The sequence below is a fragment of the Nocardioides sp. LMS-CY genome (assembly GCF_018732145.1).
GTDB classification, from domain to species: Bacteria; Actinomycetota; Actinomycetes; order Propionibacteriales; family Nocardioidaceae; genus Nocardioides; species Nocardioides soli.
In genome coordinates this window covers 3,941,346-3,966,807 of record NZ_CP076104.1, presented here as the reverse complement: position 1 = coordinate 3,966,807, position 25,462 = coordinate 3,941,346, and the positions used below count along the sequence as shown (strand labels likewise).

Here is a 25,462-nt window from a genome sequence, read left to right as displayed (position 1 = left end):
ATCTCGCCGACGACATCACGATCACCCTGAGACGAAAAGAGCTCGATACCCATGCGCATTGAACGGCGCCGTACCAACAGCGGCGCAACGACCTGGTGGGCGGAGCGGCCCGACGGCTCCGGCCGGCTGGACCTGGCGCAGGCACACCGCTGTGCCGGCCTCGACGGCGTGACGGAGCCGGGTTGGCAGGGCACCGACCTGGTCGGGCTGCTGTCCGATCCGGATCTCCTGCGCAGCCTGCGCGCGGCCTACGACCATGCGCTGGGCCATGCGGACGGCGCCTGCGTCAGCGACGCCGACGGGGGAAGCCCACCGACGCCGGGCGTCGGACTGTTCGACGTGCCGCGGAAGCTGCTCGGTGTGGGCCTGAACTTCCCGAGCCACATCGCGGAGGCCCAACGCGCGGGGGAGCCGGTGCAGGCACCGGCGCAACCGACGCTGTTCGCCAAGGTCCCGACGGCCCTCGCGGGCGATGGCGAGGAGATCGCGATCCCTGCCTTCGGTACTCATCTCGACTACGAGGTCGAGCTGGCGGTGGTCATCGGAGCGACGTGTCGCGACGTCCCTGTCGAGCGGGCGCGCGATGTCATCGCCGGTGCGACGGTGGTCAACGATCTCAGCCTCCGCGACGTCTTGTTCCACGGGCCCAACGGGATGTTCGAGGGCAAGAACTACGACGGCTTCCTGCCCATGGCGTCGACCTTCGTCACCAGCGACGAGGTCGGGGATCTCGATGAGCTCGTGCTGGAGTCACGGGTCAACGGACGGATCCGCCAGTCGGAGCGGATGGGGAACGCCCTGTTCTCCCCGCTCGAGATCGTCTCGTTCGCCTCGTCGCGGATGACCCTCCAGCCGGGGGACGTCGTCTTCTGCGGGACCCCGGGCGGCGTCGGGATCTTCGCCGAGGACCCTTCGTCGGCGCTCTTGAAGCCGGGGGACGTCGTCGAGGCCAGTGTCGTGTCACTTGTCGCCATACGAAATGTGATCGGTCAACAGGAGAGGCAATTGTGAAGAAGTTGGATAGGCGCTACATCGGCCATGCCGAGAACGGTCTGGGATTCAGCATCTCGGCGGGTCTGCGCCAGGGGAACCTGGTGTTCGTCAGCGGTGCCGGCACGATCGATGAGGACGGCCGCGTGCCCGAGGCGCTCCGCAACGACACCGCGGCCCAGACCCGGCTGACGCTCGACGAGATCGACCGGGTGCTTCGGGAAGCGGGTGGCTCCCTGGAGGACGCCGTCATGTTCACCGTCTTCCTGGGGAACGCGGCGGACTTCCCGGCGATGAACCAGGTCTGGACCGAGCGCTTCAAGGACCTGCGCCCCACGCGAACGACGGTCGGGGTGGAGCTCATGGACCCCGACCTGTGCGTCGAGATCAACGCGATCGCGGTCATCGACCCCGCATGAGCACCCAGCACGTTTCAGACCGCAAGGAAATCAAGGCATTGGAGGAAACCATGGACTTCGAAACCAGCACCATGTTGACCGAGACCGCGGCGGGCACGCCCATGGGGAACTGGCTGCGCCGCTACTGGTGGCCGGTCGGGCTGTCGGAGGATCTCAAGAACAAGCCCACGTTCATCAAGGTCATGGGTGAGGACCTGGTCCTCTTCCGGGACACGAACGGCAACCCCGGCCTGGTGAGCGCGTACTGCCCGCATCGACGCGCCAACCTGTGCCTGGGCAACACCGTCGAGGACGGCATCCGCTGCCGGTACCACGGCTGGTTGATCAGCAAGGAAGGCAAGGTGCTGGACACTCCCGGAGAGCCCGATGACTCCTTCAAGGAGAACGTGACGACCCCGGCATACCCGGTGCAGGAGCTTGCCGGCCTGCTGTTCGCGTACTTCGGTCCGGCAGAGGACATGCCGGAGCTCCCGCGCTACGACTTCCTTGCCGCGGAGGGGGTGCACATCGCCAGCTTCATCGGGATCACCAAGGGGAACTGGCTCCAGGTCACCGAGAACAGCATGGACCCCTTGCACCTCAGCTTCACCCACGCACCCACCTTCACCGCACTCAACGCCGTGCCGGAGATGTGGTTCGAGGAGACGCCGCATGGTGTCGCGTACGTCGCTCTCCGGACGACCGACGAGGAGGACAAGTGGCAGGTGCGCGTCAACAACCTGGTGCTGCCGGCCTGGGGCTGCAGCGGCGCGACGGGCATGTGGATCGAGGGCGCCCGCGGATCGGACTCCCCGCCCATCACCGCACGCGTCAACGTCCCGATCGACGACGAGTCGAGCCTGATGTTCCGCGTGATGTACCTGCCTCCGCAGTTCGCCCACGCGGCCGAGGACATCGCAACCCAGCCGGAGCATCTCAAGTGGGACACGATGTGGCGCACCGTCGAGATCGAGCCCTTCCACGAGTACTTGGAGCACGAGCGGACCGGTGAGCCACTCACGCTCGGCTACACCATCCCCGAAGGCGCTGGGTACGAGGACGCATCCGTCGTCGGGAGCATGCCGCCGCGCGAGGACCGACACAACGAGAACCCGCTGCCGACCGCCGACGCCGGCCTCAAGTTCATCCGGCAGGTCATCATCGACTCAGTGCGCGAGGTCGACGGCGGTGGCCTCGCCAAGGGGCAGAAGCCCGACGAGAGCGACGACGGCGTGATCCCGCTGACCACCGGGGAGAAGTACACGACCCCGGCAGGGGCGGACGCCCTGCGGCAGGACCCGGGCGCGCACCAAGCGCTGCGCCTGCCGTCCTGGACCGACTGAATGACGCGCGAGGGCGAGCCGCCGTCCGGTGGCCCGCCCTCGCCTGTCCAGTCCCGCAAGTGACCCACACAGAATGCGAGCGGCCTTGAAGAAGTATCCGCATCCCGTCCTCTCCGGTCGCGATGAGGCCATCCCGCCGAGGGACCCGAGCACCCTCCGGCGTACGGAGTCGCTCGGCTCCAACCACGGCCTCAGCAGCTCTCACCACCTCGCGACCGAGGTGGGTTCGATGATCTTCCGCGCGGGCGGAAACGCTATCGATGCGGGGGTCGCCGCGGGGATTGCGCTGACGGTGATCGAGCCACACATGTGCACGTTCGCCGGAGTCGCGCCCATCATGGTGCGTCCTGCCCGGACCGCGGAGCCTGTCGTCATCGACGGCGTCGGCAGTTGGCCGGCGGGGATCTCGCCGGAGCACATCGCACAGTGGTTCGGCGACGACATCCCGATCGGCGTGCAGCGCAGCGTCGTCCCGGGTGCGCCAGGAGCGTGGCTCACGGCGCTGAGGGACTACGGCACGCTGTCGGTCCACGACGTGCTCGAGCCCGCCATCGAGCTGTGTCGGACCGGGGTCCCGGTCTCGCCGGGGCTGGCCAGCTTCTGCGGCTTCTTCATGGATCGGATGAGGCTGTGGCCGACGACGATGGAGGTCTTTGCTCCCGGGGGCGTTCCCCTGGCAGCCGGCGAGTTGCTGCGCCAGCCCGACCTCGCCTCGACCTTCGTGGACCTGGTCGATGCCGAGGCGGCCGCGCGCGGCGCGGGGATGAGCCGGGAGGCGTCCATCGATGCTGCCCGCGGCGAGTTCTATGAGGGGCGCATCGCACGAGACATGCTCGCCCTGCTGAAGACCTTCGACTGGCCGATGACGGCAGCCGACTTCGCCGGGCACTGCACGCGCGTGGAGCGTCCGGTGCAGACGCTCTACCGCGGCCACTCGATCTTCGCCTGTGGGCCCTGGTCCCAGGGTCCGCTGCTACCGATGGTTCTCAACGTGCTCGAGGGGTACGACCTGAGCCCGGACGCGATGACGGAGGAGCAGTACCTGCACGTCTTCCTGGAGGCCTTCAAGTTGGCGGGCGCCGATCGGGAGGCGTACTTCGGCGATCCTCGGGCGGTCGAGGTTCCGATGGCGGGCCTGCTGAGCAAGGAGTACGCCGCACGTCGCCGCTCCCTCATCGCAGAGACGGCGGCACCGGAGCTCCCGGCTCCGGGCATCCCTCTCCCCGGAGCTCTGGCCGCCCGCGGTGGGGCCGGTTCGCCACCACCGGCAGCCGGCAATCGCCCGCCGGACACCTCGCATGTGTGTGCCATGGATGCCGAGGGCAACATGTTCTCCGCGCTGCCGTCGGATCACGTCTTCGGGAGCCCGATGGTCGCGGGCCGTGGCTTCGTGGTCTCGCACCGCGGCGGCCAGTTCTGGCTGGACCCGAGCCACCCAGGACGGTTGGCGCCCGGCAAGCGGCCCCGGATCACGCCCAATCCGGCGATGGTGATGCGCGGGAATCGTGCCGTGCTCGCGTTCGGCAGCCCGGGTGAGGATCTGCAGTGCCAGGCGATGGCACAGTTCGTGAACAGTCTCCTCGATCGCGGCCTGGGGTTGCAGTCGGCCGTCGAGGCGCCCCGCGTCGCGAGCCACGCGTTGCCGTCGTCGTTCTTCCCGCACGCGCACGCAGCTCCGAGGGCCGTCCTCGAGGTCCGTGACAACCACGAGGTTCTGGCAGGTCTGCGGGCCCGGGGGCATGACGTCGCCGGCCTGCCCGCCTACAGCTACGGCACGGGCGCCGTCGGCGCCGTTCGTGCCACCGAGCACGGTCACATCGAGGCCGCGGCGGACCCGCGGCGGCCAGACGCATTCGCATGGGCAAGGTGATGGAGATGTCCGAGTCAACCACGTTCGATGCCGTCCCGTCGGAGCGCGCTCCCGCGGAACCGGCCGGCGGAGTGCTGCAACCGATCGCCTGGCAGGGGGAGGTCGAGGAGGAGCCCGTTGCGCTGTCTGTGGGAGGGCAACCGGCGGTCCTGTTCCGAGACCCGGCGGGAGACGTGGCAGCGCTGCACGATGTGTGTCCACATCTGGGCTATCCACTCTCGGGAGGGAAGCTGACGCCGCTCGGCCTGCAGTGCGGTGTTCACCGATACCAGTTCGACGGCAGGGGGATCTGTCGATCGGTGCCGCGCGGCGACCCTGCCGACGTCAAGGCGGCCGAGGTGCTCCCGATCGAGCTGTCGGACCGACTCGTCCTGGCCATCGGTGAGCCTGGCGTCGGCTCGGTGCCGATCGCGGCCCTGACCGAGCTGACGGCGCTCGTCGCGCTGCTGGCCGCCACCCCAGGTCCAGCCTGGGGTCGATCGCACTGCGCCGCGGAGGACCCTTGCTCCGACGGTGGTGTGGACGCCGGCAGGTGGGACACGATGGTCGTCGGGTCGGGGGGGAGCGCGCCGACCGGACCCCGCTCGGTCTCGGCGGCCCTCGAGCAGTGGGGCGGGCAGGGAAAGCCGATGATGGTGGACGTGCCCGGGAGCAGCTACCCGACGTACGCGAAGGCCGTGCTCGGGCTGTCCGCCCTGGACGGAACCGCGGCGGTGCGGGTCGTCGTACCGGCTTCTGGCCCGAGCACCTGGGTCGTGCTCTCGATGCGCACGGGGCCTCTCGCGCAGTCCGTGCATCACACCCACCTGTTCGTGACGGCTCGCCTGGCCTGGAGCGACGCGTTGGCGGAGGCGCTCACCGCGGCGTTGCCCGGATCGGCCACGGGATGGCGGAGCCTCCTCGACGCGCAGTAGCAGGTCTGTCTGCGGCTCATGCTCTGTGAGGCATGCGGTGTGCTGCGGACGCGGGCGATGTCGCTCCGGTTCGGCTCGCAAGCTCGCGTGCCGAACGTGGCGGCCGGGACGTCATGCGGTGGGAGGAACCCCTTCCTCGGAACGTATGACGTCCCGGCCCGACCGCCCAGGTTCAGTCTCGGGACGGATGTGGCGAGGTGGGGTGCCGGGACAGGCTGACGGCTCAGTCGTCTCCCCAGGAGGTTCCACCTTGCCGTCCCGCCGCGTGCGCTCACGCCGCCTGCTCGTCGCCAGCCTCACCTTCCTGCTGCTCTCCCCGGCCGGGGTCGCCAGTGCCCGGCCGTGCCTGAACTGCGAGGACCCGGAGCTCCCGGGGCCCGGCGGTCCCAACTGCGGCATCGCCGCGACCGGCGAGCCGACGATCACGTCGGTGCCGCGGACGGACGCGCCGGTGACCGGGACGCGGGGCACCTGGTCGGGCTCCACGACCCGGTGGTCCTACCAGTGGCTGAGCAACGGCGCCGTCATCGCCGGCGCAACGGCGCTGACCTACACGCCCACGCCCGCGGTGTACGGCACGCAGCTCACCCTGCGGGTGGTCGGGAGCGCGCCCGACTGCGAGTCCGTCGCCGACTACTCGGCAGCGGCGACCGTCGCGCTCGGGGCCACTCCGACGAGCACGACGGCGCCCCAGCTCACCCGCAGCGGCCAGACCGTCACCGCCACGGCCGGCGGCTGGGCGCCCGCGGAGCTCGCGTACACCTACCAGCGCCAGTGGCAGCGCAACGGCGTCGACATCGCCGGGGCGACCGGCACGTCGTACACCCTCACGGCCGCCGACGCCGGTCAGCAGCTCCGGATCCGGGTGCGGGCGACCCGGGGCGGACACCCCGACTCCGCGCCCGCCTACTCCGCGGCCCTCGCCGTCGAGGCGGCACCTGACCCGGACCCCGAGCCCACGACCGACCCCGAGCCCACGACGGCGCCGGACCCGGTGGGTACGCCGAGCCCGGAGCCGACCCTCGAGCCGCGCGCCGACACCACGACCCCGGTCGTGGCCCCGCTGACCCTGCGGTGGAAGGGGACGCCGCTGCGGCTGACCGGCAAGGCCGTCGTCGGCAGGACCCTCCGGCTCTCGCTCGGCACCAAGCGGATCTCGCGCGCGCTCGACCGGGCGGACGTCACGATCCGGTGGTTCCGCGGAGCGAAGCGGGTCGGCAAGACGACCGGTCCCCGCTACCGGCTGACCGGGCGCGACCGCGGCAAGCGGATCGTCGTGCGGGTGATCGCCACCAAGCCGGGCCATGATCGCTTCACCCTGACCCTCGCGAAGCGGCGGGTGCGCCGATGACCAGACGGCTGCCCATCGCGCTCGCGGGCGTCCTGCTCGGCGGCGCGCTCACCATCGCCGGTCCGGCGCAGCCGGCCGACGCCACCCCGCCGGACGGCACCATCGTCTACATCCAGGACCACAACGTCTGGCTGGCCAAGCTCGACGGCAGCGGGCGCCACCAGGTCACCCACGGCGGCAGTGCGGCGGCGCCGTACGCCGGGCCCTCGATGTCCGACCAGGGCCTGATCGCCGTCCAGCGCGGCAGCAGCATCGAGGTGCTGCAGCAGAACGGCGCCGTGGTCAACCGGCTCTCGCCACCGAGTAGCTTCATCGAGGGGAGCTGCTCGACCATGAGCGTCACCCCGGCGCTGGAGCCGACGATCTCGCCCGACGGCTCCAGGATCGCCTACTACCAGGTGCGCCTGAGCAACTGCGCGGGATCGCTGAAGACCGACGCGCTCTCCACCGTGGTCGACACGCTGCCCGCGGGGCCGGGCACCTACGAGGTGGTGATCGGCAGCTCACCGGCGTGGGTGTCCAACGAGCGGCTGGTGCTGCGACAGGGCAGCACCATCGCGCTGTTCCCGCTGGGCTACGGCGACCCCGACGGGGTCGCCTGGTTCACCTCCACGGAGGTCTGCGCGGGGTGCTACAACGATCTCCTCGATCCCGCCACCAGCAGGGACGGCACCCTGGTCGCGGTGGGCATCGACGCCGTCTGGGACGACGCAACCGACCAGAGCCTCGGGTACCTCGGCGTGCTGCCGACGTCGGGCGACCCCCGCTCGGCCACTCCGCCACCGCCGCCGGGCGAGGGCTGCTTCGGCGCGGCCGCGGAGCCGCGTCCCGACGACGGCCCGATCCTGGACAGCATCACCATCTCGGCCGACGGCTCGGCGATCGTGTACCGCGAGGGCGCGGACATCTGGGTGAACACCGTGGCGATCGGTGACTGCGCCGCCAGCACCGGCACCAAGGTCATCACGGGCGCCTCCGACCCGTACTGGTCGCCGGCGCCGATCGCGCCGCCGGCGGTGCCCGGTGGCACGGGGCCCGGCGGCAACGGACCCGGTGGCGCTGGATCCGGCCAGCCGACCGTCCCGGCCGGTACGTCGACCGTGACCCTCCCGGGCGGGCGGACCGTCCAGATGTTCGACGACCGGGCCTTCAAGGCGAAGAAGTTCAAGGCGCGGAAGGGTGCCAGGTACGCCAAGCGAACCGCCATGGTGACCCGGGCGCACCGGGCCACGCTCACCCGAGCGGGCGTGCCGGGCGGGAAGCTCTCACTGGTGGCGAGCAAGGGCCCGCGGCACGGCACCGTCGCGGTGTTCTACGGCAAGAAGAAGCTGCGCACCGTGAAGCTGAGCGCCCCGAAGGTGCGCCACCAACGGCTGATCCGGCTCGGCTCGGTGCCGGCCACGAAGAAGGCCACCGTGAGGATCCAGGTCACCAGCCGTGGCCGCACGGTGATCATCGACGGCCTGGCGATCGGCTGATGGACCGTGCCCTCACCGACAATCGGCGCCGGGGTCGGCCAGGTAGCCGCTGCCGAACGCGACCACCACCAGCTGGACCCGGTCGCGGACACCCACCTTGCGAAGCAGCTGGGCCACGTGGCACTTCACCGTCGCGACCGTGACCACGAGGCGCTCGGCGATCTCGGCGTTCGAGAGTCCCGCGGCCACGAGGACCAGCACCTCGGCCTCCCGCCTGGACAGCCGGGACGGCCAGGCGTGGACGGTGGACTCCAGGAGGTCGGCGACGGGCGCGGTCAGGACGGTCATGCGGGCCAGGATCGCCACGGGTGCGTGCACCCCGCGTGCATGCCGCGTGCACCGTCCGGCAGGTGTGGACGCCGCGGCGGACGACCCCTGGCGCCAGGCCGGGCTCGTCGTCGACCACTAGCCGCCCCGGGCCGATCCCGGTCAGCGGTGAGTGGGCAACCTTTCGGGGGCTGAGAAGCGTTGCTGACGCACCGCCGCCCCGGGCCGATCCCGGTCAGCGGTGAGTAGCCAACCTTCCGAGGCCCGGGAACGGTTGCTGACGCACCGCCGCCCGGGGCCGATCCCGGTCAGCGGTGAGTGGGCAACCTTTCGGGGGCTGAGAAGCGTTGCTGACGCACCGCCGCCCCGGGTCGATCCCGGTCAGCGGTGAGTAGGCAACCTTCCGAGGCCCGGAAACGGTTGCTCGCGCACCGCTGCTCGGTCGCCTCACGACCCACTCGCCCCGCGGGATCGACGGCTCCCGGGCCGGCTCACGGCCCGGGGAACGCGGTCTTGAAGCGGGTGGCCAACAGCCGGTCGCCGGTGACCGTGAGCCGCTCGGCGCCGCCGCGTCCGAAGCCGAGCAGCACTAGGTGGTCGTCGTCCCCGGCGAAGCGGACACTGGCGGGGCCCGGCGCACGGTCCGGCCGCCAGCGTCCGGCCGTACGCCGCAGCCGGAGGTCGACCAGCCGACCGGCGAGCTCGACGCTCGTCCCCTCCGGTTCCGGTGCGCCGAGCCCGCCCACGAAAGTCAGCATCGGGCCGAGGGCGGCGGCGCACGAGGCGAGGGCGGACCCACCGAGTCCACCCGGCCCACCCAGGGCCCGGGCCAGGTCGACGACGTGGATCGCCGCCTCCGCGGCGATCAGCGGGGCCGCCACCTCCATCACGACGACGCCGCCGTCGAGCTCGACCGGCCGTGTCGGGTCGGGGTCGCCGAGCCGCTCGACCGCCCGCGCGAACGCCGCCCGCGCAGCTCGCAGGTCGTCCGCTGCGGCGGGCGCCGGCTCGCCGAGTGCGGCCGCCTCCAGCAGCTGCGCCCTGCGGACGTGCTCGACCAGGTCCGCCACCCGCCAGCCGGGCAGCCCGGTGGGCCGGCCCAGCCGCTCCGGGTCGAGCCCCGTAGCGAGCGTGCCGAATCGCTCGTACTCCGCCGCTGCCACCCGCAGGTGCTCGCGCGGCGTCATCGCGCCTCCGGTGCTCGGAGCAGCGCGGCGGTGCGCTCGGCGGCCGGCCGCAGTCCCCACGCGCGCTGTTGCCGCAGTGCCTCGCCGAGCAGTTCGCGGGCGGTGTCGGCGTCGCCGGACCGCAGGGCCAGGACGCCGAGATGGTGGCTGGCGCTGCCGAGCAGGGCCGCGCCCGCACCGAGCACGACGTTCTGCCCGCGGGCCGGGGCGATGATCCGGGTCAGCTCCGCGGCGTGCGTCGCCTCCCCGAGGTCGGCGACCGGCGCGGCCACCAGGCAGCCGAGGAAGACCTCGATGCCGGCGAACGGCGGGGACGGGCGGAACCGGCGTGCGGAGAGATCGACCAGGCGCGCCGCGGCCAGGTCGCGGTGACCGGCCGCCCAGTCGGTGAGCAGCCGGGTCCAGTCCCACGGCTCGAACCGGTCGTCGGCGGCCCGCAGCTCGACGACCTCGCGGGCGGCCTGTGGTGCGCCCTGCTCGAGGTGCAGCAGGGCGGACAGCACGCCGTGCACCCGGTCGGTGTCGGCGTACCCGTGGTGCGTCGCGACGACCCGGAACCGCTCGACCAGCAGCTCGGCCTCGGCGAGCCGGCCGCGACCCAGGCTGAGCACCGCCCGCCACAGCGGGACGTGCCAGCGGTCGATCTCGCTGCCGGCGGCCTCCGCGCGCACCAGCAGGTCGTCGATGGCCAGGTCGGCGTCGGCGAGCCGGCCGAGCCGGATCAGGTCGGGCACCAGGCGCCGCCGAGCCACCAGGTCCGCGCCGACGAACTCGCCGTGCCCCTGCTCGGTCAGCGCGGTTGCGGTCTCCAGCAGCCGGACCCGGGTGGCCAGGTCGGCGGGCCGGTCGAGCACCGTCGCCACCGTGGTGAGGGTCTCCGCCCGCACCCGGTCCGACGCGGCGTCGGCCGCCGCCTCCGCCCGGCCGGCGACCAGGCGGGCCTGGTCCAGTGCGCCGGCGAAGGCGAGCGACTGGGCGAGGGCGCCGAGCAGCGCTGCCCGCAGGTCCGGAGGATGGTCGTGCGTCAGCGCTCGCCGCAGCAGTACGACGGAGGCGTCGTCGGCGCCCGTGCGCGGCCGACGGGCGTCGACGCTCCAGTGCTCGTGGCCGAGCGCCGCGCGCGCCTCCACCTCCGGCGCCACGCCGTGGGCGGCGTCGGCGAGCCGGCGGTAGTCGACCTCGTCGAGGCGACCCGCGCGATGGGTGAGCTCGGCGAGATCGAGCCGCAGGTCGAGCAGTTCGGCCGGCGGCAGCGAGGCCGAACCGGCCGCCTGCAGGGCCGCCCGTTGGTGGCGCAGCGCCTCGTCGACGTCGCCGCGGGCGAGCGCCAGCCGGGACGCCGCCGCCGACAGCCGCACGGCCGTCGCAGCCAGGTCGGGTGCCGCGATCGAGGCGGGCAGGAGGTGGCGTACGGCGCGCCCGAGCGATGCCTCGTCGCGCTGGTCGGCCCGCTCGGCGAGCACCGCTCCGAGGCGGCCGTGCCGGTCGGCCCGCGTCGCCGGGGTGAGCGAGTCGACGATCGCCTCGCGGACCAGGTCGTGGGCGAACCACAGCCGGCCCGGGTGCTCGGGATCCGCGTCGAGCAGTCGGCGCGGGACCGCGTCGTCGAGGAGCCGGAGCACCTCGAGCGGCGTGGTGTCGTGGGCGGCGGCGAGCAGCGGCACGTCCAGCACGGTCCCGTCGAGGGCCGCGGTGCGGAGCAGGTCTGCGGTCGAGGGCGCCAGCCCCGCCAACCGCTGCTCGGTCAGCGCGAAGGCGCCCTCGGGCACCGGCCAGGGATCGCTGGGATCGAGCCGGTCCCGCTCGGTCAGGAGATCCACGGTCTCGCGGAGATAGAACGGGTTGCCTCCGGTGCGCTCCATCAGCCGGGCCACCAGCCAGTCGGGTGGCGTCGCACCGGTGCGGGTCTCGACGTAGGAGGTCACCGCGTCGGCGTCGAGCTCACGCAGCCCGAGGGCGCGGGTGCTGTCCCGCCGGCGGACCCGGCCGACCACCCCGCGGAACGGGTGGGCGCCGGCCAGCTCGCCGTCGCGGAACAGGGCCAGGACCACCAGCGGCGACGCGGCGATGTCGCGGGAGACCAGCTCCACCAGCCGTGCCGACGCCGGATCGCCCCAGTGCAGGTCGTCGAGCACGACGAGCAGCGGCCGGACCGCCGCCATCCGGTGCAGCACCTCGGCGAGTGCGGCGAGGCCGAGGTCGTCGGGGCTCGGCTCGCCGGCGGTCGGGGCGATGCCGAGCGTCGCCGCGGCCCGTGGCCACTGCGGACCGAGCCGGGCGGCGTCCGCCGCGGAGGCAACGGCGAGCCAGTCGCCGACGGCCTCGCGCCATGGGGCCAGCGCTCGGACCTGCCCGTCGTCGTAGCAGCGTCCCCATGCGACGGCGAACCCGGTGGCGTGCGCGGTGATCTCGGTGGCCAGGCGGGTCTTGCCGATGCCGGGCTCCCCGGAGACCAGCAGCAGGCCGCCGGCGCCTCCGTCCGCCGCCGCAAGCAGCTCGTCGGCGGCGGCCAGCTCGGCCGCCCGCCCGACGAAGGCCGAGGGTGCGGCCGGGCGGGGGCCGGGCGCCGACACCGAGGCCGTGGGCAGCTCGCGGCGCAGCAGGCTCTGCTCCAGCTCGTCGAGCTCGGCCGGCGGGTCCAGCCCGAGCTCGTCGCGGGTCGCGCGGCGGTGATCGGCGAGCACGGCGAGCGCCTCGGCCTGCTGCCCGGCGAGGTAGAGGGCCCTCGCCTGGAGGGCCGCCGCGCGGTGGTCGAGTGGCTGCTCGACCAGGAACTGTGCCAGGTCGGTGCTCGCCGCGGCGTGCTGGCCGGCCAGCAGCCGGGCCTCGGCGAGGTCGAGCCGGGCCAGGCGGCGCCGGTGCTCCAGCTCGGCGACGCGGAGTGCGACGTCCGGGTCGTCGCCGAGCTCGGCGTACGGCGTGGCGCGCCACAGCGCGAGTGCGGCGGCGAGGTGCTGGGCGGCCTGCTCCGGCCGGCCGGCCTGGGCGGCGGCCCGGTCCAGCAGGCGCTCGAACTCGGCGACGTCGAGCCCGTCCTCGCCGACGTCGAGCCGGTAGCCGAGGTGGTCCCCGACGATCCGGTCGGCACCGAGCCGGCCGCGCAGCCGCGACACGTGGGACTGCAGGCTGTTGCGGGCGCTCGACGGCGGTCGGCCGGCCCAGGCCAGGTGGATCAGCCGGTCGAGGGGCACCGCCCGGCCCGGCGTGCTGGCGAGCGCGGCGACGACGCGACGCGGGATCGCCCCGGCCGGGGTGTGGTCGGCCCCGTCGACGGTGACCTGGAGATCTCCCAGCACGCTGACCCGGGTCAGCCACCTCGACATGCCGAACACCTACTCCTGGCCTGACCCCGGACGTGTGGCGACCCACCATGCCACACGTCGGGTCCCGCGCCCGTCATCCGTCGTGGCTCCCTGCGGGCCCGCGACGTGGCCCGCGCGCGATGCGGGTCGTCCTCCAGGACGACGTGGATCCTCCTTTGGTGCTGACGATCCGGTCGGCGGGTTCGGGGGAGGGTCGCAGACGTCTTCTGTCCTCTCGCACCTGGAGTCACCATGCCTTCCCGCTCGTTCCTGCTCACGCCGGCCCTCGCCGTGGCCCTGCTCGCGCCGCTGGCACCGGCTGCGTCGGCGATCGACGCCGACCTGGACCCGCCGATCATCGGGTTCGGAGTGCCGACGGCGGCGTACGACGTGTGGCACACCGACACCGTCACGGTGCAGGTCGACGTCTCCGATCCCGGTGGCACGGGGGTGAGGTCGGTGGAGTACCTGCTCACCGGTGCCTCGGAGCGGGCCGGCACGCTGCCGCTCGACGGCGGCCCGGTGGAGATCAGCGCCGAGGGCCACACCACGATGTACGTCACGGCGTTCGACGACGCCGACCAGCGGGCCGACGGGGTCCTCCAGGTCGGCATCGACCGCACCCCGCCGATCATCAGCGTCTCCTCGCCCCAGGACGGGATCCAGGTGGAGCGCGGCAGCGAGGTGCCGATCCACTTCTCCTGCACCGACGACCACAGCGGGATCAACGGATGCGCGGGCCCGCGCGTGCTGGACACCACCACGCTCGGCAGGCATGCCGCGATCCTGACCGCGCGCGACCGGGTGGGTCGCGAGCAGACCCGGGCGATCAGTTACGAGGTGGTGCCGCCCCGGTTCGCCGTGAGCGGTGCCGTGGCCGTCGCCGGCGAGCCGCAGGTCGGGCAGCTGCTCCGGGTCGACCTGCCGCGGCTGACGCCCGCCGCCACCTTCGGCTACCAGTGGCTCGCCGACGGTGCCGCGATCCCGGGCGCGACCGCTGCGTCGTACCGGATCATGCCGACCGACGTGGGCCGCCGCCTGTCCGTCACGATCACCGGGACCGCGCCGGAGTACCACCCCTGGGCCGAGACCAGCGCTGCCACGACCGCCGTGCAGAAGGCCTCGAGCCGGCTGCGGGTGCGGGCCCGGTCGCTGCCCGGCCGCACCGCGCGTCTCGACATCAGCGTGACCGCTGCCGGGACGACCGCCTCCGGTCGGGTCGTCGTCACCCGCGGCGGCCGGACCGTTGGTCAGGGTCGCCTGGACCGCTCGGGCGACCTCCGCCTGGTGCTGCGTCGGCAGAGCACGGGCCGCACCGTCTACGTGGTGCGCTACGCCGGGAGCGCGGGCGTCGAGGGCGACACCGCCCGGGCCCGGCTCACCATCAGGCCGAGCTGACCCGTGGCCGGCGGGCGTCTTCGGCGATCGCGACCGACGGCGTTCGGCCGCCCGTACCATCGGGTGATGCCGTGGCCGCTGCGACCTTCCGGCCCGGTGCTCGCGGGAGTGTTCGCCCTCTGGTCGACCGCGTTCCTGTGGCCCCAGCTGAGCCCCGCGCTGGCCGTCCTGCCCGTCGGGTTCGGCGTGGGCGGCTGGCTGCTGGTCCGGCACGTGGTGGCCGGTGCCCTCGTCGTGGCGATGACCCAGGCGGCCGGCCTGGCGCTGGGTGCCCCCGTGGAGAACGCGGCCGGGCTGCTGCCGGCGATCTGCTGCCTGTTCTTCGTCGGCCGCCGGCTGCCTCCCGCCTGGGGCGGGTGCGTCCTCGTCGGGTACGTCGCGGTCATCGCGGCCAGTGGGTTCGGGGTGTCGCGGGCGCTCGTCGGAGTCCTGCTGTTCACCGGGACCTGGCTGGTCGGTCAGGTCGTGGGGGAGGGCGCCGCCGTGGTCCAGGCCCGGCGGGCGGTGGCCCGCGACCTGGAGCTGCGTGACCACGAGGTCACCGCCGCTGAGGTCGTGGATCGCGAGCGCGGCCGGATCCTGTCGGGCTCCCTCGACATCGTCGAGCAGGCGGTCGCCTCGATGCGCGCCGACGCCGAAGCGGCCGCGCAGTCGCTCGACCCCCATCTGCTCGACCGCGTCGGCAGTCGCGGCGAGGCCGCCATCGCCGATCTGCGCCGCATCCTGGGCCTGCTGCGGGCACCGGTCGTCGCGCGGGAGCCGGTCCTGGACGAGGCGCTGCTGCGCTTCGTGACGTCGGATGGTCCCCTGCCCGCGGACGTCGAGCGTCGAGGCGCCTGGCGGACGGACGCGCTCCTGGCGGTGGCTCTCGCGGCGGTGGGCCTGGCCGAGGCCGTCGGTCACTCACTCGAGCCCGCCGCCACCGGGCTGGCCGCCGGGGTGCCCCTCGGGCTCGCCCTGTGGCGCACCGCGCCCGCGCTCGCGGCCATGGTCTGCGCGGTGCCGATGGCGGTGGCGTTGGCGATCGACGTGCCGGTTCCCCACGGGGTCGTCGAGATGACCACCATCGCGATGCTGGCCTGGGCGGCCGCCGGCGCCGCGACCGAGCGTTCTGGGCTCGGTCCGCGGGCACTCGTGATCCTCCCCGCCGGGGTGGTGGTGATCCTCTCCGCCGTCGGGACCTGGCGCTCGCCCACGCTGAGCCTGGTCCCGGTCGTGGTCGCCGCGGTCGCGGCGGTCGCGGTGTGGACCCGGCGCCGGACCCAGCACGCGGAGAGCGAGGCCGACAGCCGGATCAGCCGCGCGCAGGCCCGGCTGCGGTCGAGTGTCGACGACGCGATGGCGGCCGAACGGCTCCGGATCGCCCGCGAGCTGCACGACATCACCAGCCATGCGGTCGGGGCGATGGTGCTGCAGGCGCGTGCCGCGCGGGCACTCGCCGGGCGTGACCCGGTCGCCGCCCACCGGGCGGTCGACAACGCCCTGATGGCGGGAGATCAGGCGATGAAGGATCTCGGCGAGCTCGCCGAGATGCTGCGCGACGACCTCCACCGGTCCGACTCCGAGGACCTTCAGGGGCTCGTCGACCGGCTGGGCACCACCGGGCTGGAGATCGACATCGAGGGCGATCTCCCCGACGATCCCGAGATCGCGTTCACGGTGCACCGCATCGTGCAGGAGGCCCTGGCCAACGCCGCCCGCTACGCCCCGGGGGCCCGGGTGCGGGTCCGGCTGGTCGAGGAGCCGGACCGGGTCAGCGTCCTCGTGCAGGACGGGGGCGGTCGGCACCACGCCGCGGCGCCGAGCGGCACCGGCTTCGGACTCGACGGCCTCGTTGAGCGGGTCCGGCTCCAGGGCGGCCAGCTGAGCGCGGGGCCCGAGGGCCGGGGGTTCCGGGTCTCCGCCGTGCTGCCCACGTCGCCGGTACCCCCGGTGTCGGGGCCCATCGAGGCGACCCCGATGATGACCGCGCCGCCGCCGGCGTCCGACCGGACCGGCCAGGCGGGCCAGACAAGTGAGGTGACTCGACCGTGATCAAGGTGGTGATCGCCGACGACCAGGACCTGGTCCGCGGCGGACTCAGCGCCCTGCTCGCCTGTGAGCCGGACATCACGGTCGTGGGGGAGGCCACCGACGGGCAGCAGGCGGTCGGGCTGGCCCGAGAGCGGGCCGCCGACGTGGTGCTGCTCGACATCGAGATGCCCGGGAGCGACGGCCTGCAGGGGATCCGGGCGCTGGCGCAGGCGCGTCCCGAGGCGCGCGCCCTGATGCTCACCACGTTCGATCTCGACGAGTACGTCTTCGAGGCGCTGCGCGCCGGTGCGAGCGGGTTCCTGCTCAAGACCACGCCGCCCGCCGAGCTCTCCGCCGGCATCCGGGCGGTGCACGCCGGGGAGATGCTGTTCGCGCGCTCCGTCGTACGACGCCTGGTCGAGACGTTCGTGCGTCAGCCACCCACGCCCACCGCCTCGGGTGTCCTCTCCAGCCTCACCGAGCGCGAGGTCGAGGTGCTGCGGGCGATCGCTCGTGGCCTGTCGAACGCGGAGATCGGCGCCGAGCTCTACCTCGCCGAGACCACGGTGAAGACCCACGTGGCACGCATCCTCGCCAAGCTCAACCTGCGGGACCGGGTGCAGGCGGTGGTGGTGGCCTACGAGACCGGGCTGGTGCGCCCCGGCGCCTGACCCTCCCCGGGACGACCCACGATCGTCCTTGCGGGCGACCGGGGTCGTCCCCGCGAGCGATGCGGCGGGGGCACCGGACGGGCCACGCTGCTGAGGCCCGTGTTCCCGACCTCCGGAGCCTCACTATGCCCGCCCGACCCTCCCGGGTCGCGGCCCTCCTGGCCGCCCTCGCCCTGCCGTTGTTCGCCCTCCCGGTGACCACCCTCCCGGGGGTGGCCACGGCCGCGGAGAGCCCGCAGCAGGCCGACGATCTCCAGCACACCCAGAAGGCCCAGAAGGCCCAGAAGGCCCAGAAGGCCCAGAAGGCCCGGCACACGCTGCACCCCGGGTCCCCGGCCGCGCCGGGCCGGCGCGTGACGCAGGACGCCACCCAGCGCGCGACCCAGCGCGCGACCCAGCGCACCATCCAGTCGGCCGCGCTGGACGGCAGCATCGTCTTCATCCGCAACGCCAACGTCTGGCTGATCCGCCCCGACGGCACCGGTCTGCACCAGGTGACCAGCGACGGGACGGCCGACTCGCCCTACGAGGACCCGACGATGTCGGACACCGGCGTCATCGCCGTGGCCCGGGGCGGTCAGATCATCCGAATGCTGCAGAACGGCGTCGTCCTGGGCGTGCTGGCCCCGCCCAGCCTCTTCCTGCCCTCGCCCGGCACGCTGCTGATCACCCCGATCCACGAGCCGGTGATCTCACCCGACGGCTCCCGGATCGCCTACAGCCAGCTGCGGTCGAAGGACTACAGCGGCCGGATCCGCATCGAGGAGCTCACGTCGTTCACCGACGCGACCGGCCTCAGCCCCACGACGACGTACGGCATCGTCTCGGGCCGCGAGCCGGCGTGGCTGTCCCCCACGCGCGTCGTGCTCTCCTCCAGCGGCATCGCCGACCTGCAGGACCTGGGCCACGACGAGGCCACCACCTGGTTCTACCAGGACCAGGTGATCAGCGACGAGGACGGCTATCCGCTGCAGTGGCACGGGATCAACCACCCCGAGGTGTCGGCGGACCTGAGCCGGGTGACGTATCTCGTCGGTGACGACTTCGTCGGCATCGGCAGCGTGACCGGCGATCCGCGGACGAGCATCCCGGCGCCGCCGACGACGCCGGCCTGCTTCCTCGCCTCGGACGACACCACCACGCCCGGACCGGTGTTCGACTCGCCGAGCCTGGGTCCCGACGGCCGGTCCGTGGCCTACGAGGAGCTCGGCGACCTGTGGGTGGTGACGTCCTTCGACAGCTGCGACGCGGCCACGTCCATCCGGCTCCTCGTCCCCGGCGGGACCAACCCGGACTGGTCCGCGGCCCCGCTGGCGCCGCCGGCCCTGCCGGCTCCGCCTCCGGCGCCCGGGCCCGGCTCCAAGCCCGCACCCGGTCCGGGGGGCGGCGGCGCCCCCGGCGCCGAGCAGGACCGCTTCGAGGTGTTGGCGAAGGCGGCGGTGCAGGGCTCGGCCCGCGTCGGCAGGACGCTCACCCTCCGCCCGGCGCGGTTCGCGCCCAGCCCGCAGCGGACCCGGATCCAGTGGCTGCGCAACGGCGCGGCGATCAAGCGGGCGACCAAGCCCCGCTATCGGCTCACGGCGGCCGACCGCGGCCGCCGGATCTCGGTCCGGGTGACCGCGATCCGAGCCGGCTACAGCAACCGCTCCGTCACCTCGGCCGCGCTGCGCGTGCGCTGAGCACCTCTGCTCGTCTCCAGGAGAAGACCGTGTCACGAACCTTCCTCGCCCGGGCCAGCGGCCTGGCCACGCTCGCCCTGCTGCTCGGCATGGCGCCGGCCCACGCGATCGACATCGAACCACCCACCATCACCTTCACTCCGGCCGGGGACCGGTGGTTCCCCGGCAGTACGCCGGTCACGGTCGCGGTCGCCGACGTCGGCGGCGGCTCGGTCGACAGCGTGGAGTACCAACTCACCGGCGCCCATGACTCCGGGGGGCTGCTGGGTCGCAGCGGCGGGACGATCGCTCTCACGAACGGCGGGGTCACCGAGGTCGTCGTGACCGCGACCGACCGGTCGGAGAACACCGCCCGGAGCACGGTCTGGTTCGGCATCGACCGCGACTACCCGACGGTCGCCGTCACCGCTCCGGCCGACGGTGCCCGCGTGATCCAGCACTCGACCGTGGCGCTGTCGTACGACTGCGCGGACGCGCTCTCGGGGATCGCGTCGTGCAGTGACACGACTCCGAGCGGCGGCGCCCTCGACACCTCGACGCTCGGCACCCACACCGCCCAGGCGATGGCCGTCGACCGGGCCGGGAACACGACGACCAAGACCGTCGGCTACGAGGTCGTACGCGGCACGTTCGTGCTCGGCACCATGGCGTCCATGATCGGCGGCTTCCGGGTCGGGGAGAGCGTGACCGCCGTCACGCCGCGCACGACGCCGACGGCCACCTCGTACGCCTACCAGTGGCTGATGGACGGCGTCGACGTGCCGGGCGCGACCGAGGCCACCTACGCCGTCAGACCCACGGACTCCAACAAGCGGATCTCGGTGCGGGTCACCGCTTCGCGGCCGGGCTACGACGACCTGGTCAGCGAGTCGAGCCGGATACTCGTCGGGCAGGCGTCGTTCAGCACGTCCGGCCCGGTCATCTCCGGCGACCTCGTCGTGGGCGGCACCCTGGCCGGCTCGATCGAGGCCACCCCCGCCCCCACGGCCGTCTTCTGGACCTGGCGGGTCGACGGCACGAAGGTCGGCGACGAGAGCAGCTACGAGATCCGGCCCGAGGACGTGGGCAAGCGCGTCGTGCTGCAGGCGGAGCTGTGGCGTCCCGGCTATGCCTCGATCTGGCCGCACACCGAGCCCAGCGAGCCGATCCGGCCCGCGACCCAGGACCTCCAGGTCGTGGCCACGGTGGACGGACACCCGGCGGTCGGCCAGCAGCTCACCGCCGTCCTGTCGGGCGTTCCCTCCGGCGTCCAGACCGCGTTGCAGTGGTACGCCGACGGCGCTCCGATCTCGGAGGCCACCGGCACGAGCCATCTCCTGACCGCTGCCCAACAGGGAGCCTCGATCACGGTCGAGGTGACCGTGGACCGGCTCGGCCACGTGCCGTGGCGCACCACCAGCGCAGCGGTCGGCCCGGTCGCGGCCGCTCCGGACGCCGGGCCGACCCCGGGCGGCGCGAACGCCTCCGCCATCGTCGGCACCCCCACGATCTCGGGCACCGCGGTGGCCGGTCAGCGGCTCACCGCCCAGCTGCCGCCACTCCCGGCCGGCGCCATGGCGAGCTACCAGTGGCTCGCCGACGGCGCGCCGATCGCCACCGGCACCGGACCCACGCTGCTGCTGGGGCGTGGCGAGGTCGGTCGACGTGTCTCGCTGCGAGCGAGCGTCACCGCGCCCGACCGGCTGCCGTGGCACGGCACGACCGAGCCGACGACGGCCGTCGCCAAGGCGCGGGCCGTGCTCCGCACCAAGGTGCGCACCCCGCGCGGCGCCACCCGCACGGCCACCGTCACGGTGCGGGTCAGCGCCTCCGGCCTCGCTCCGACGGGCCGTGTCACGGTGCGTCGCAAGGGCAAGACCCTGGCGCGCGCGGCCGTGCGCTCCGACGGAACCGCACGGATCACGCTGCGGAGGCTGAAGCCGGGCGGGCAGCGGCTGACGGTGGCCTATGCCGGCGACCCGAGCACCGCCGCCGCCCAGCGCGCCCTGCGGTTCCGGATCCGATGACGCTCGGTAGCCGGTGATCCCGTGGGGGCGACGACGCTGCGATCCGGCGGTCGGTAGCGTCGTCGCCATGCCCCTTCTCGTCCGTCCCGAGCGACCCGGTGACGAGGCGGCGATCTTCGCCGTGACCCGCGACGCCTTCGCCGGCGCCGAGCACTCCAGCGGCACCGAGCAGCTGATCGTCGACGCGCTGCGGGGTCGGGGAGCCCTGGCCGTGTCGGAGGTCGCGGAGCTGGAGGGCTCCGTGGTCGGCCACGTGGCGATCTCCCCGGTCACCATCATCCCGGTCGACGGGCGCCGTACGCCGGGCGCGCAGGGGTGGTACGGACTCGGGCCGGTCTCGGTGCGTCCCGACCACCAGGGGACCGGTATCGGCACCGCGCTGGTCACCCAGGCGCTGGCGGCGATCGACACCGCGATGGGGTGCGTGGTCCTCGGGGACCCCGGCTACTACGGCCGGTTCGGCTTCCGTCCCGATCCGCGGCTCGTGCTCCCAGGGGTGCCCGCCGAGTACTTCCAGGTGCTGCGACTGGCGGCCCGCGAGATCCCGCAGGGGACGGTCGGCTACGACCCGGCCTTCGACGTCGAGGTCGTGGACTGAGCGCGCTCGCGCCGTCTGGGTGGCGGGGCGGTGCGCACGATAGACAGGTCCGGTGGACACCACCTCGCCGATGTTCCTGGTCCTGGACCTCACCGGCACGTTCGCCTTCGCACTGAACGGCGCGCTGACGGCGATCCGGGTCGCCCGGCTCGACATCGTCGGGGTGATCACGCTCGGCATGTTCACCGCGCTGGGCGGCGGGATGATCCGCGACGTGATGCTCGGGGCGCTGCCACCGGCGACGTTCAGCGACTGGCGCTACCTCGCGGTGGCCGCGATCGGCGGCCTGGTGGCCTTCGTGGCCGGCCGCCACCTCGACCGGCTGGCCAAGCCGATCCTGGTGCTGGACGCCGCCGGCCTGAGCCTGTTCGCGGTCAGCGGCGCGCTCAAGGGGCTGGACCTCGGGGTCGGCTCCGCCCAGGCGGTGATCCTGGGGGCGATCACCGCCGTCGGCGGCGGCACCCTGCGCGACGTGCTGATCCGCGAGATCCCGGCGGTGCTGAGCAGCGGCCTGTACGCGATCCCGGCGTTGGTGGGCGCGTTCGTCCTGGTCGCCGGCGACCAGCTCGGGGTCGCCGACCTGCCGGCTGCGATCACCGGGGCCGTCGTCTGCTTCGTCATCCGGATGATCGGCGTCCGCTTCGGCATCGACGCGCCGAGCCCGCCGGGCACCGGGCAACGGGCCTGAGGGACTCCCGGGCCGCCGCCGGAGGCCCGGCCCTTGCGGCGCCGCGGCGGTCGGCCCTAGATTGGACACATGTCCAGTCAGTTGTCCGCTTCGCCGCGCCAGGGGCTCAACCGCCGCCAGGCCGAGACCGTCGAGCGGCTGCTGGCCGCCGGGCACGAAGAGCTCGGCGCGGTCGGCCACGAGGCGCTGACCGTGCGCACCGTCGCCCACCGCGCGGGCGTCTCACCGGCGACGGCGTACACCTACCTGGCCTCGAAGAACCACCTGTTCGCTGAGCTCTTCTGGCGGTTCCTCGCCGAGGACGCCCACGAGCCGACCGGCGCGGACGTCGTCGAGCGCCTGCAGTCGGTGACCCGCCACCTGACGCGGCGGCTCGCCGAGGAGCCGGAGCTGGCCGCAGCGGTGACCTCCGCGCTGCTCGGCAGCGACCCCGACGTGGAGCGGCTGCGGCTGCGGATCGGCGGCGAGCTCGTCGCGCGCTTCCGCACGGCCCTCGGCGCGGACGCCGACCCGGTCGTGGTCGAGACGGTGGCGCTGGCGTTCTCGGGGGCGCTGCTGCAGGGCGGGATGGGGCTGATGACCTACACCGAGATGGGCGAGCGGCTCGACGCGATCGTCGCCGTGATCATGAGGGGCAATGCGTGAGCATGACGACGGACGCCATCGTCTTCGACCCGTACGACTACGCGTTCCAGGAGGACCCCTACCCGACGTACCGTCGGTGCCGCGACGAGGACCCGCTGCACCACAACGAGGAGCTCGACGTCTGGTTCCTCACCCGGCACGCCGACATCCAGCACGCGCTGCGCACCGAGGGCGTCTACTCCAACGCGATGGGGGTCTCCATCGACCGGAGCGCGTGGGGCCCCGACGCGCATCGAGTGATGTCCTTCCTCGGCATGGACCCGCCCCGCCAGCAGCGGCTGCGGTCGCTGGTCTCCAAGGGATTCACGCCGCGACGGGTGACCGAGCTGGCCCCGCAGATCCAGCGACTGACCGACCACTACCTGGACCGGTGCCTGGAGCGGGCCCGGGACGGGCAGGGCTTCGACTGGATCCACGACTTCGCGGGCCTGCTCCCGATGGACGTCATCTCCGAGATGATGGGCGTGCCCGAGTCCGACCGGGCGGAGGTGCGCCGGCTCGCCGACCTCGTCGTGCACCGCGAGCCGGGCATGCGCGACGTCCCGCCCGCCGGCATGGAGGCGTCGCTGGTGCTGGTCGGCTACTACGCCGAGATGGTCGCGCAGCGCAAGAGGCGGCCGACGTCCGACCTGACCAGCGCCCTGCTCTCGGCGGAGATGGACGGCGACCGGCTCGGCGAGGACGAGATCATCGCCTTCCTCTTCCTGATGGTCGTCGCGGGCAACGAGACCACCACCAAGCTGCTCGGGCACGCGCTCTTCCACCTGACCCGGCACCCCGCGCAGCTCGAGAAGGTCTTCGCCGACCCCGACGACCGGGGCGACCTCGTGGTGCCGTGGATCGAGGAGACGCTGCGCTACGACACCTCCAGCCAGATGCTCGCGCGGCACCTGCTCGCCGACGTCGAGCTGCACGGCCGGGTCGCGCCGGCGGGCTCGAAGGCGGTGCTGGTGCTCGGCTCGGCCAACCGCGACGACCGGGTCTTCGACGATCCGGACCGGTTCGACGTCTTCCGCGAGCGGGACGAACTGGCGCAGTTGCTGAGTTTTGGCGGGGGCCGGCACTTCTGCCTCGGCGCCAACCTGGCCCGCCTCGAGGCCCGGATCGCCCTGGCCGCGCTGGTACGCCGGGTCCGCGCGGTCGAGGTCGCCCACGACGACTGCGTGCGGGTGCACTCGGTCAACGTGCGCGGCTTCGCGTCGGTGCCGGTGCGGATGGAGGCGCGATGAGCGCGGTGTCGGCGTGCGGCGGTGTGTCAGCAACCGTTCTGGCCGGGCGTTCGGTTGCCTGCCCACCGCGCCCCGGTGGCGGTGCCGTGCGGCGGTGTGTGAGCAACCGTTCCGGTCGGGCGATCGGGCGGTGGGTGCTCCACGTTCCTGGTCCCGCGTTGGGTGGATTGTCCACCGCCGCCGGGAGCCGGCCGTCGGTGGAGGCGGCATGAGCGCGGTGCCGGCGTGCGGCGGTGTGTCAGCAACCGTTCTGGCCGGGCGATCGGTTGCCTGCTCACCGCGCCCCGGTGGGTGTCGTGCGGCGGTGTGTGAGCAACCGTTTTGGTGGGGCGGTCGGGCGATCGGGCGGTGGGTGCTCCACGTACCTGGTCCCGCGTTGGGTGGATTGCCCACCGCTGCCGGGGGGCGGCCGTGGATGGAGGCGCGATGAGCGCGGTGTCGGCGTGCGGCGGTGTGTCAGCAACCGTTCCGGGCGGGCGATCGGTTGCCTGCTCACCGCGCCCCGGTGGCGGTGCCGTGCGGCGGTGCGTGAGCAACCGTTCCGGTGGGGCGATCGGTTGCCTGCTCCCGCCGCCCGGCGGCGCGGCCCGGAGGCGGCATGAGTAAGTACGCGCAGCCGACCCGCCGGCCCGCGGTCGTCACCGGCGCCTCGTCGGGCATCGGCGCGGCGACGGCGCTGGCGCTGGCGGCGTCCGGGTTCCCGGTCGCGCTCGGTGCGCGGCGCACCGATCGGTGCGAGGAGGTCGCCGCCCAGATCCGCGCGGCTGGCGGCGAGGCGGTCGCGCACGCGCTCGACCTCACCGACGACTCCTCGGTCGAGGCGTTCGCCGCGCGGGTGAGCGCCGATCTCGGCGACGTCGAGGTCGTGATCTCCAACGCCGGCGCGGTCGCACCAGGCACCATCCACGAGGTCGACACCGACCGCTTCGCCCGCGAGCTCGACCTCAACGTCGTCGGGGCGCACCGACTGGTGCGGGCCTTCGTGCCCGGCATGGTCGAGCGGCGCCGCGGCGACCTGGTCTTCGTCTCCTCCGACGTCGCGGTGCGGGCCCGGCCGTTCATGTCGTCGTACGCCGCCGGCAAGTGGGGCCTGGAGGGCCTCGCGCACGCGATGCAGATGGAGCTCGAGGGCACCGGCGTGCGCGCCTCGATCGTGCGTCCCGGTCCCACCTGGAGCGAGATGGGCACCGACTGGGACGACGCCGAGGCGGCGTTCGTGCTCAACCAGTGGGTCCGCTTCGGGTTGGCCCGGCATCCGCACTTCCTCAAGCCCGCCGCGCTCGCCGACGCGATCACCACGGTGGTCAGCGCGCCCCGCGGCGTGCACCTCAGCCTGATCGAGGTGAACCCCGAGGCTCCGCTCGACGATCGGGGTGATGTCACCCGCTGAGGGGTGGTGCGGGGCCACCTGTCCAGGCGCGACGCTCGACGGACG

At 73.4% G+C, this 25,462-nt stretch carries 20 protein-coding genes and 1 pseudogene; 18 read left to right on the top strand and 3 right to left on the bottom strand.

The window, feature by feature from the left end; genetic code table 11:
- Positions 1–51: 51 nt before the first annotated feature.
- The 8 genes and pseudogenes from KM427_RS18850 to KM427_RS18820 all read left to right on the top strand — a co-directional run bounded on the left by KM427_RS18850 (position 52) and on the right by KM427_RS18820 (position 8,344).
- Positions 52–1,011 carry a fumarylacetoacetate hydrolase family protein gene (locus KM427_RS18850; RefSeq protein WP_215524918.1) on the top strand — a complete coding sequence of 320 codons (960 nt, stop codon included), beginning with the start codon at positions 52–54 and terminating at the stop codon, positions 1,009–1,011.
- On the top strand, positions 1,008–1,409 hold the full coding sequence (locus KM427_RS18845; RefSeq protein ID WP_183593291.1) for a RidA family protein: 402 nt from the start codon (positions 1,008–1,010) through the stop codon (positions 1,407–1,409). The genes KM427_RS18850 and KM427_RS18845 overlap by 4 nt, the downstream gene beginning before the upstream one ends.
- Positions 1,410–1,459: 50 nt before the next feature.
- Entirely contained in the window at positions 1,460–2,731 is a 1,272-nt protein-coding gene (locus KM427_RS18840; protein ID WP_183593292.1) for a Rieske 2Fe-2S domain-containing protein, read from the top strand.
- 229 nt (positions 2,732–2,960) lie between these two features.
- Positions 2,961–4,601: a gamma-glutamyltransferase family protein gene (locus KM427_RS18835; RefSeq protein WP_215524917.1), complete on the top strand. Its 1,641-nt coding sequence runs from the start codon at positions 2,961–2,963 to the stop codon at positions 4,599–4,601.
- Positions 4,589–4,858: pseudogene (locus tag KM427_RS25945) on the top strand (Rieske 2Fe-2S domain-containing protein); the annotation flags it as partial. The gene KM427_RS18835 and the pseudogene KM427_RS25945, both read left to right, overlap by 13 nt.
- Before the next feature lie 42 nt (positions 4,859–4,900).
- A complete protein-coding gene (locus tag KM427_RS18830; RefSeq protein WP_246390622.1) occupies positions 4,901–5,515 on the top strand; it encodes a hypothetical protein in 615 nt (204 codons plus the stop codon).
- Between the two features lie 265 nt (positions 5,516–5,780).
- The gene (locus KM427_RS18825; protein ID WP_215524916.1) at positions 5,781–6,866 is read left to right on the top strand and encodes a hypothetical protein; all 1,086 of its coding nucleotides are present in this window, start codon (positions 5,781–5,783) and stop codon (positions 6,864–6,866) included.
- Entirely contained in the window at positions 6,863–8,344 is a 1,482-nt protein-coding gene (locus KM427_RS18820; protein ID WP_215524915.1) for a TolB-like translocation protein, read from the top strand. Before KM427_RS18825 ends, KM427_RS18820 begins: the two co-directional genes overlap by 4 nt.
- 12 nt (positions 8,345–8,356) lie before the next feature.
- On the opposite strand, the gene KM427_RS18815 is transcribed toward KM427_RS18820, so the two are convergent.
- The 3 genes from KM427_RS18815 to KM427_RS18805 all read right to left on the bottom strand — a co-directional run bounded on the left by KM427_RS18815 (position 8,357) and on the right by KM427_RS18805 (position 13,121).
- A complete protein-coding gene (locus tag KM427_RS18815) occupies positions 8,357–8,632 on the bottom strand; it encodes a helix-turn-helix domain-containing protein (RefSeq protein WP_183593297.1) in 276 nt (91 codons plus the stop codon).
- Positions 8,633–9,102: 470 nt separating this feature from the next.
- On the bottom strand, positions 9,103–9,798 hold the full coding sequence (locus KM427_RS18810) for a maleylpyruvate isomerase family mycothiol-dependent enzyme (protein ID WP_215524914.1): 696 nt from the start codon (positions 9,796–9,798) through the stop codon (positions 9,103–9,105).
- Positions 9,795–13,121 (bottom strand): ATP-binding protein, encoded by a 3,327-nt coding sequence (locus tag KM427_RS18805; protein WP_215524913.1) that lies wholly within the window; start codon positions 13,119–13,121, stop codon positions 9,795–9,797. Before KM427_RS18805 ends, KM427_RS18810 begins: the two co-directional genes overlap by 4 nt.
- A gap of 231 nt (positions 13,122–13,352) precedes the next feature.
- Here KM427_RS18805 and KM427_RS18800 point away from each other — a divergent pair, with 231 nt between their 5' ends.
- From KM427_RS18800 to KM427_RS18755, 10 genes are all read left to right on the top strand, one after another.
- On the top strand, positions 13,353–14,498 hold the full coding sequence (locus tag KM427_RS18800; protein WP_215524912.1) for a hypothetical protein: 1,146 nt from the start codon (positions 13,353–13,355) through the stop codon (positions 14,496–14,498).
- 66 nt (positions 14,499–14,564) lie between these two features.
- On the top strand, positions 14,565–16,532 hold the full coding sequence (locus KM427_RS18795) for a sensor histidine kinase (protein ID WP_215524911.1): 1,968 nt from the start codon (positions 14,565–14,567) through the stop codon (positions 16,530–16,532).
- Positions 16,529–17,182, top strand: a complete 654-nt coding sequence (locus tag KM427_RS18790; protein WP_215524910.1) for a response regulator — start codon at positions 16,529–16,531, stop codon at positions 17,180–17,182. The genes KM427_RS18795 and KM427_RS18790 overlap by 4 nt, the downstream gene beginning before the upstream one ends.
- A 125-nt stretch (positions 17,183–17,307) precedes the next feature.
- Positions 17,308–18,861: a TolB-like translocation protein gene (locus KM427_RS18785; protein WP_215524909.1), complete on the top strand. Its 1,554-nt coding sequence runs from the start codon at positions 17,308–17,310 to the stop codon at positions 18,859–18,861.
- 29 nt (positions 18,862–18,890) lie between these two features.
- Positions 18,891–20,867: an Ig-like domain repeat protein gene (locus KM427_RS18780; protein ID WP_215524908.1), complete on the top strand. Its 1,977-nt coding sequence runs from the start codon at positions 18,891–18,893 to the stop codon at positions 20,865–20,867.
- 67 nt (positions 20,868–20,934) lie between these two features.
- Entirely contained in the window at positions 20,935–21,465 is a 531-nt protein-coding gene (locus KM427_RS18775; RefSeq protein ID WP_215524907.1) for a GNAT family N-acetyltransferase, read from the top strand.
- Between the two features lie 52 nt (positions 21,466–21,517).
- Positions 21,518–22,153 (top strand): trimeric intracellular cation channel family protein, encoded by a 636-nt coding sequence (locus tag KM427_RS18770; protein ID WP_183593306.1) that lies wholly within the window; start codon positions 21,518–21,520, stop codon positions 22,151–22,153.
- 69 nt (positions 22,154–22,222) lie between these two features.
- Positions 22,223–22,798, top strand: a complete 576-nt coding sequence (locus KM427_RS18765; RefSeq protein WP_215524906.1) for a TetR/AcrR family transcriptional regulator — start codon at positions 22,223–22,225, stop codon at positions 22,796–22,798.
- Between the two features lie 2 nt (positions 22,799–22,800).
- On the top strand, positions 22,801–24,027 hold the full coding sequence (locus KM427_RS18760; protein WP_215527683.1) for a cytochrome P450: 1,227 nt from the start codon (positions 22,801–22,803) through the stop codon (positions 24,025–24,027).
- A gap of 598 nt (positions 24,028–24,625) precedes the next feature.
- Positions 24,626–25,417 (top strand): SDR family oxidoreductase, encoded by a 792-nt coding sequence (locus tag KM427_RS18755; protein WP_215524905.1) that lies wholly within the window; start codon positions 24,626–24,628, stop codon positions 25,415–25,417.
- The last annotated feature ends 45 nt before the right edge of the window (positions 25,418–25,462 follow it).

Coding starts and splice junctions, on each gene's coding strand:
- KM427_RS18850 (WP_215524918.1), top strand. CDS start 52: ATGCGCATTGAACGGCGCCGTACCAACAGCGGCGCAACGACCTGGTGG.
- KM427_RS18840 (WP_183593292.1), top strand. CDS start 1,460: ATGGACTTCGAAACCAGCACCATGTTGACCGAGACCGCGGCGGGCACG.
- KM427_RS18835 (WP_215524917.1), top strand. CDS start 2,961: ATGATCTTCCGCGCGGGCGGAAACGCTATCGATGCGGGGGTCGCCGCG.
- KM427_RS18820 (WP_215524915.1), top strand. CDS start 6,863: ATGACCAGACGGCTGCCCATCGCGCTCGCGGGCGTCCTGCTCGGCGGC.
- KM427_RS18815 (WP_183593297.1), bottom strand. CDS start 8,632: ATGACCGTCCTGACCGCGCCCGTCGCCGACCTCCTGGAGTCCACCGTC.
- KM427_RS18810 (WP_215524914.1), bottom strand. CDS start 9,798: ATGACGCCGCGCGAGCACCTGCGGGTGGCAGCGGCGGAGTACGAGCGA.
- KM427_RS18805 (WP_215524913.1), bottom strand. CDS start 13,121: ATGTCGAGGTGGCTGACCCGGGTCAGCGTGCTGGGAGATCTCCAGGTC.
- KM427_RS18800 (WP_215524912.1), top strand. CDS start 13,353: ATGCCTTCCCGCTCGTTCCTGCTCACGCCGGCCCTCGCCGTGGCCCTG.
- KM427_RS18795 (WP_215524911.1), top strand. CDS start 14,565: ATGCCGTGGCCGCTGCGACCTTCCGGCCCGGTGCTCGCGGGAGTGTTC.
- KM427_RS18785 (WP_215524909.1), top strand. CDS start 17,308: ATGCCCGCCCGACCCTCCCGGGTCGCGGCCCTCCTGGCCGCCCTCGCC.
- KM427_RS18775 (WP_215524907.1), top strand. CDS start 20,935: ATGCCCCTTCTCGTCCGTCCCGAGCGACCCGGTGACGAGGCGGCGATC.
- KM427_RS18765 (WP_215524906.1), top strand. CDS start 22,223: ATGTCCAGTCAGTTGTCCGCTTCGCCGCGCCAGGGGCTCAACCGCCGC.
- KM427_RS18760 (WP_215527683.1), top strand. CDS start 22,801: ATGACGACGGACGCCATCGTCTTCGACCCGTACGACTACGCGTTCCAG.
- KM427_RS18755 (WP_215524905.1), top strand. CDS start 24,626: ATGAGTAAGTACGCGCAGCCGACCCGCCGGCCCGCGGTCGTCACCGGC.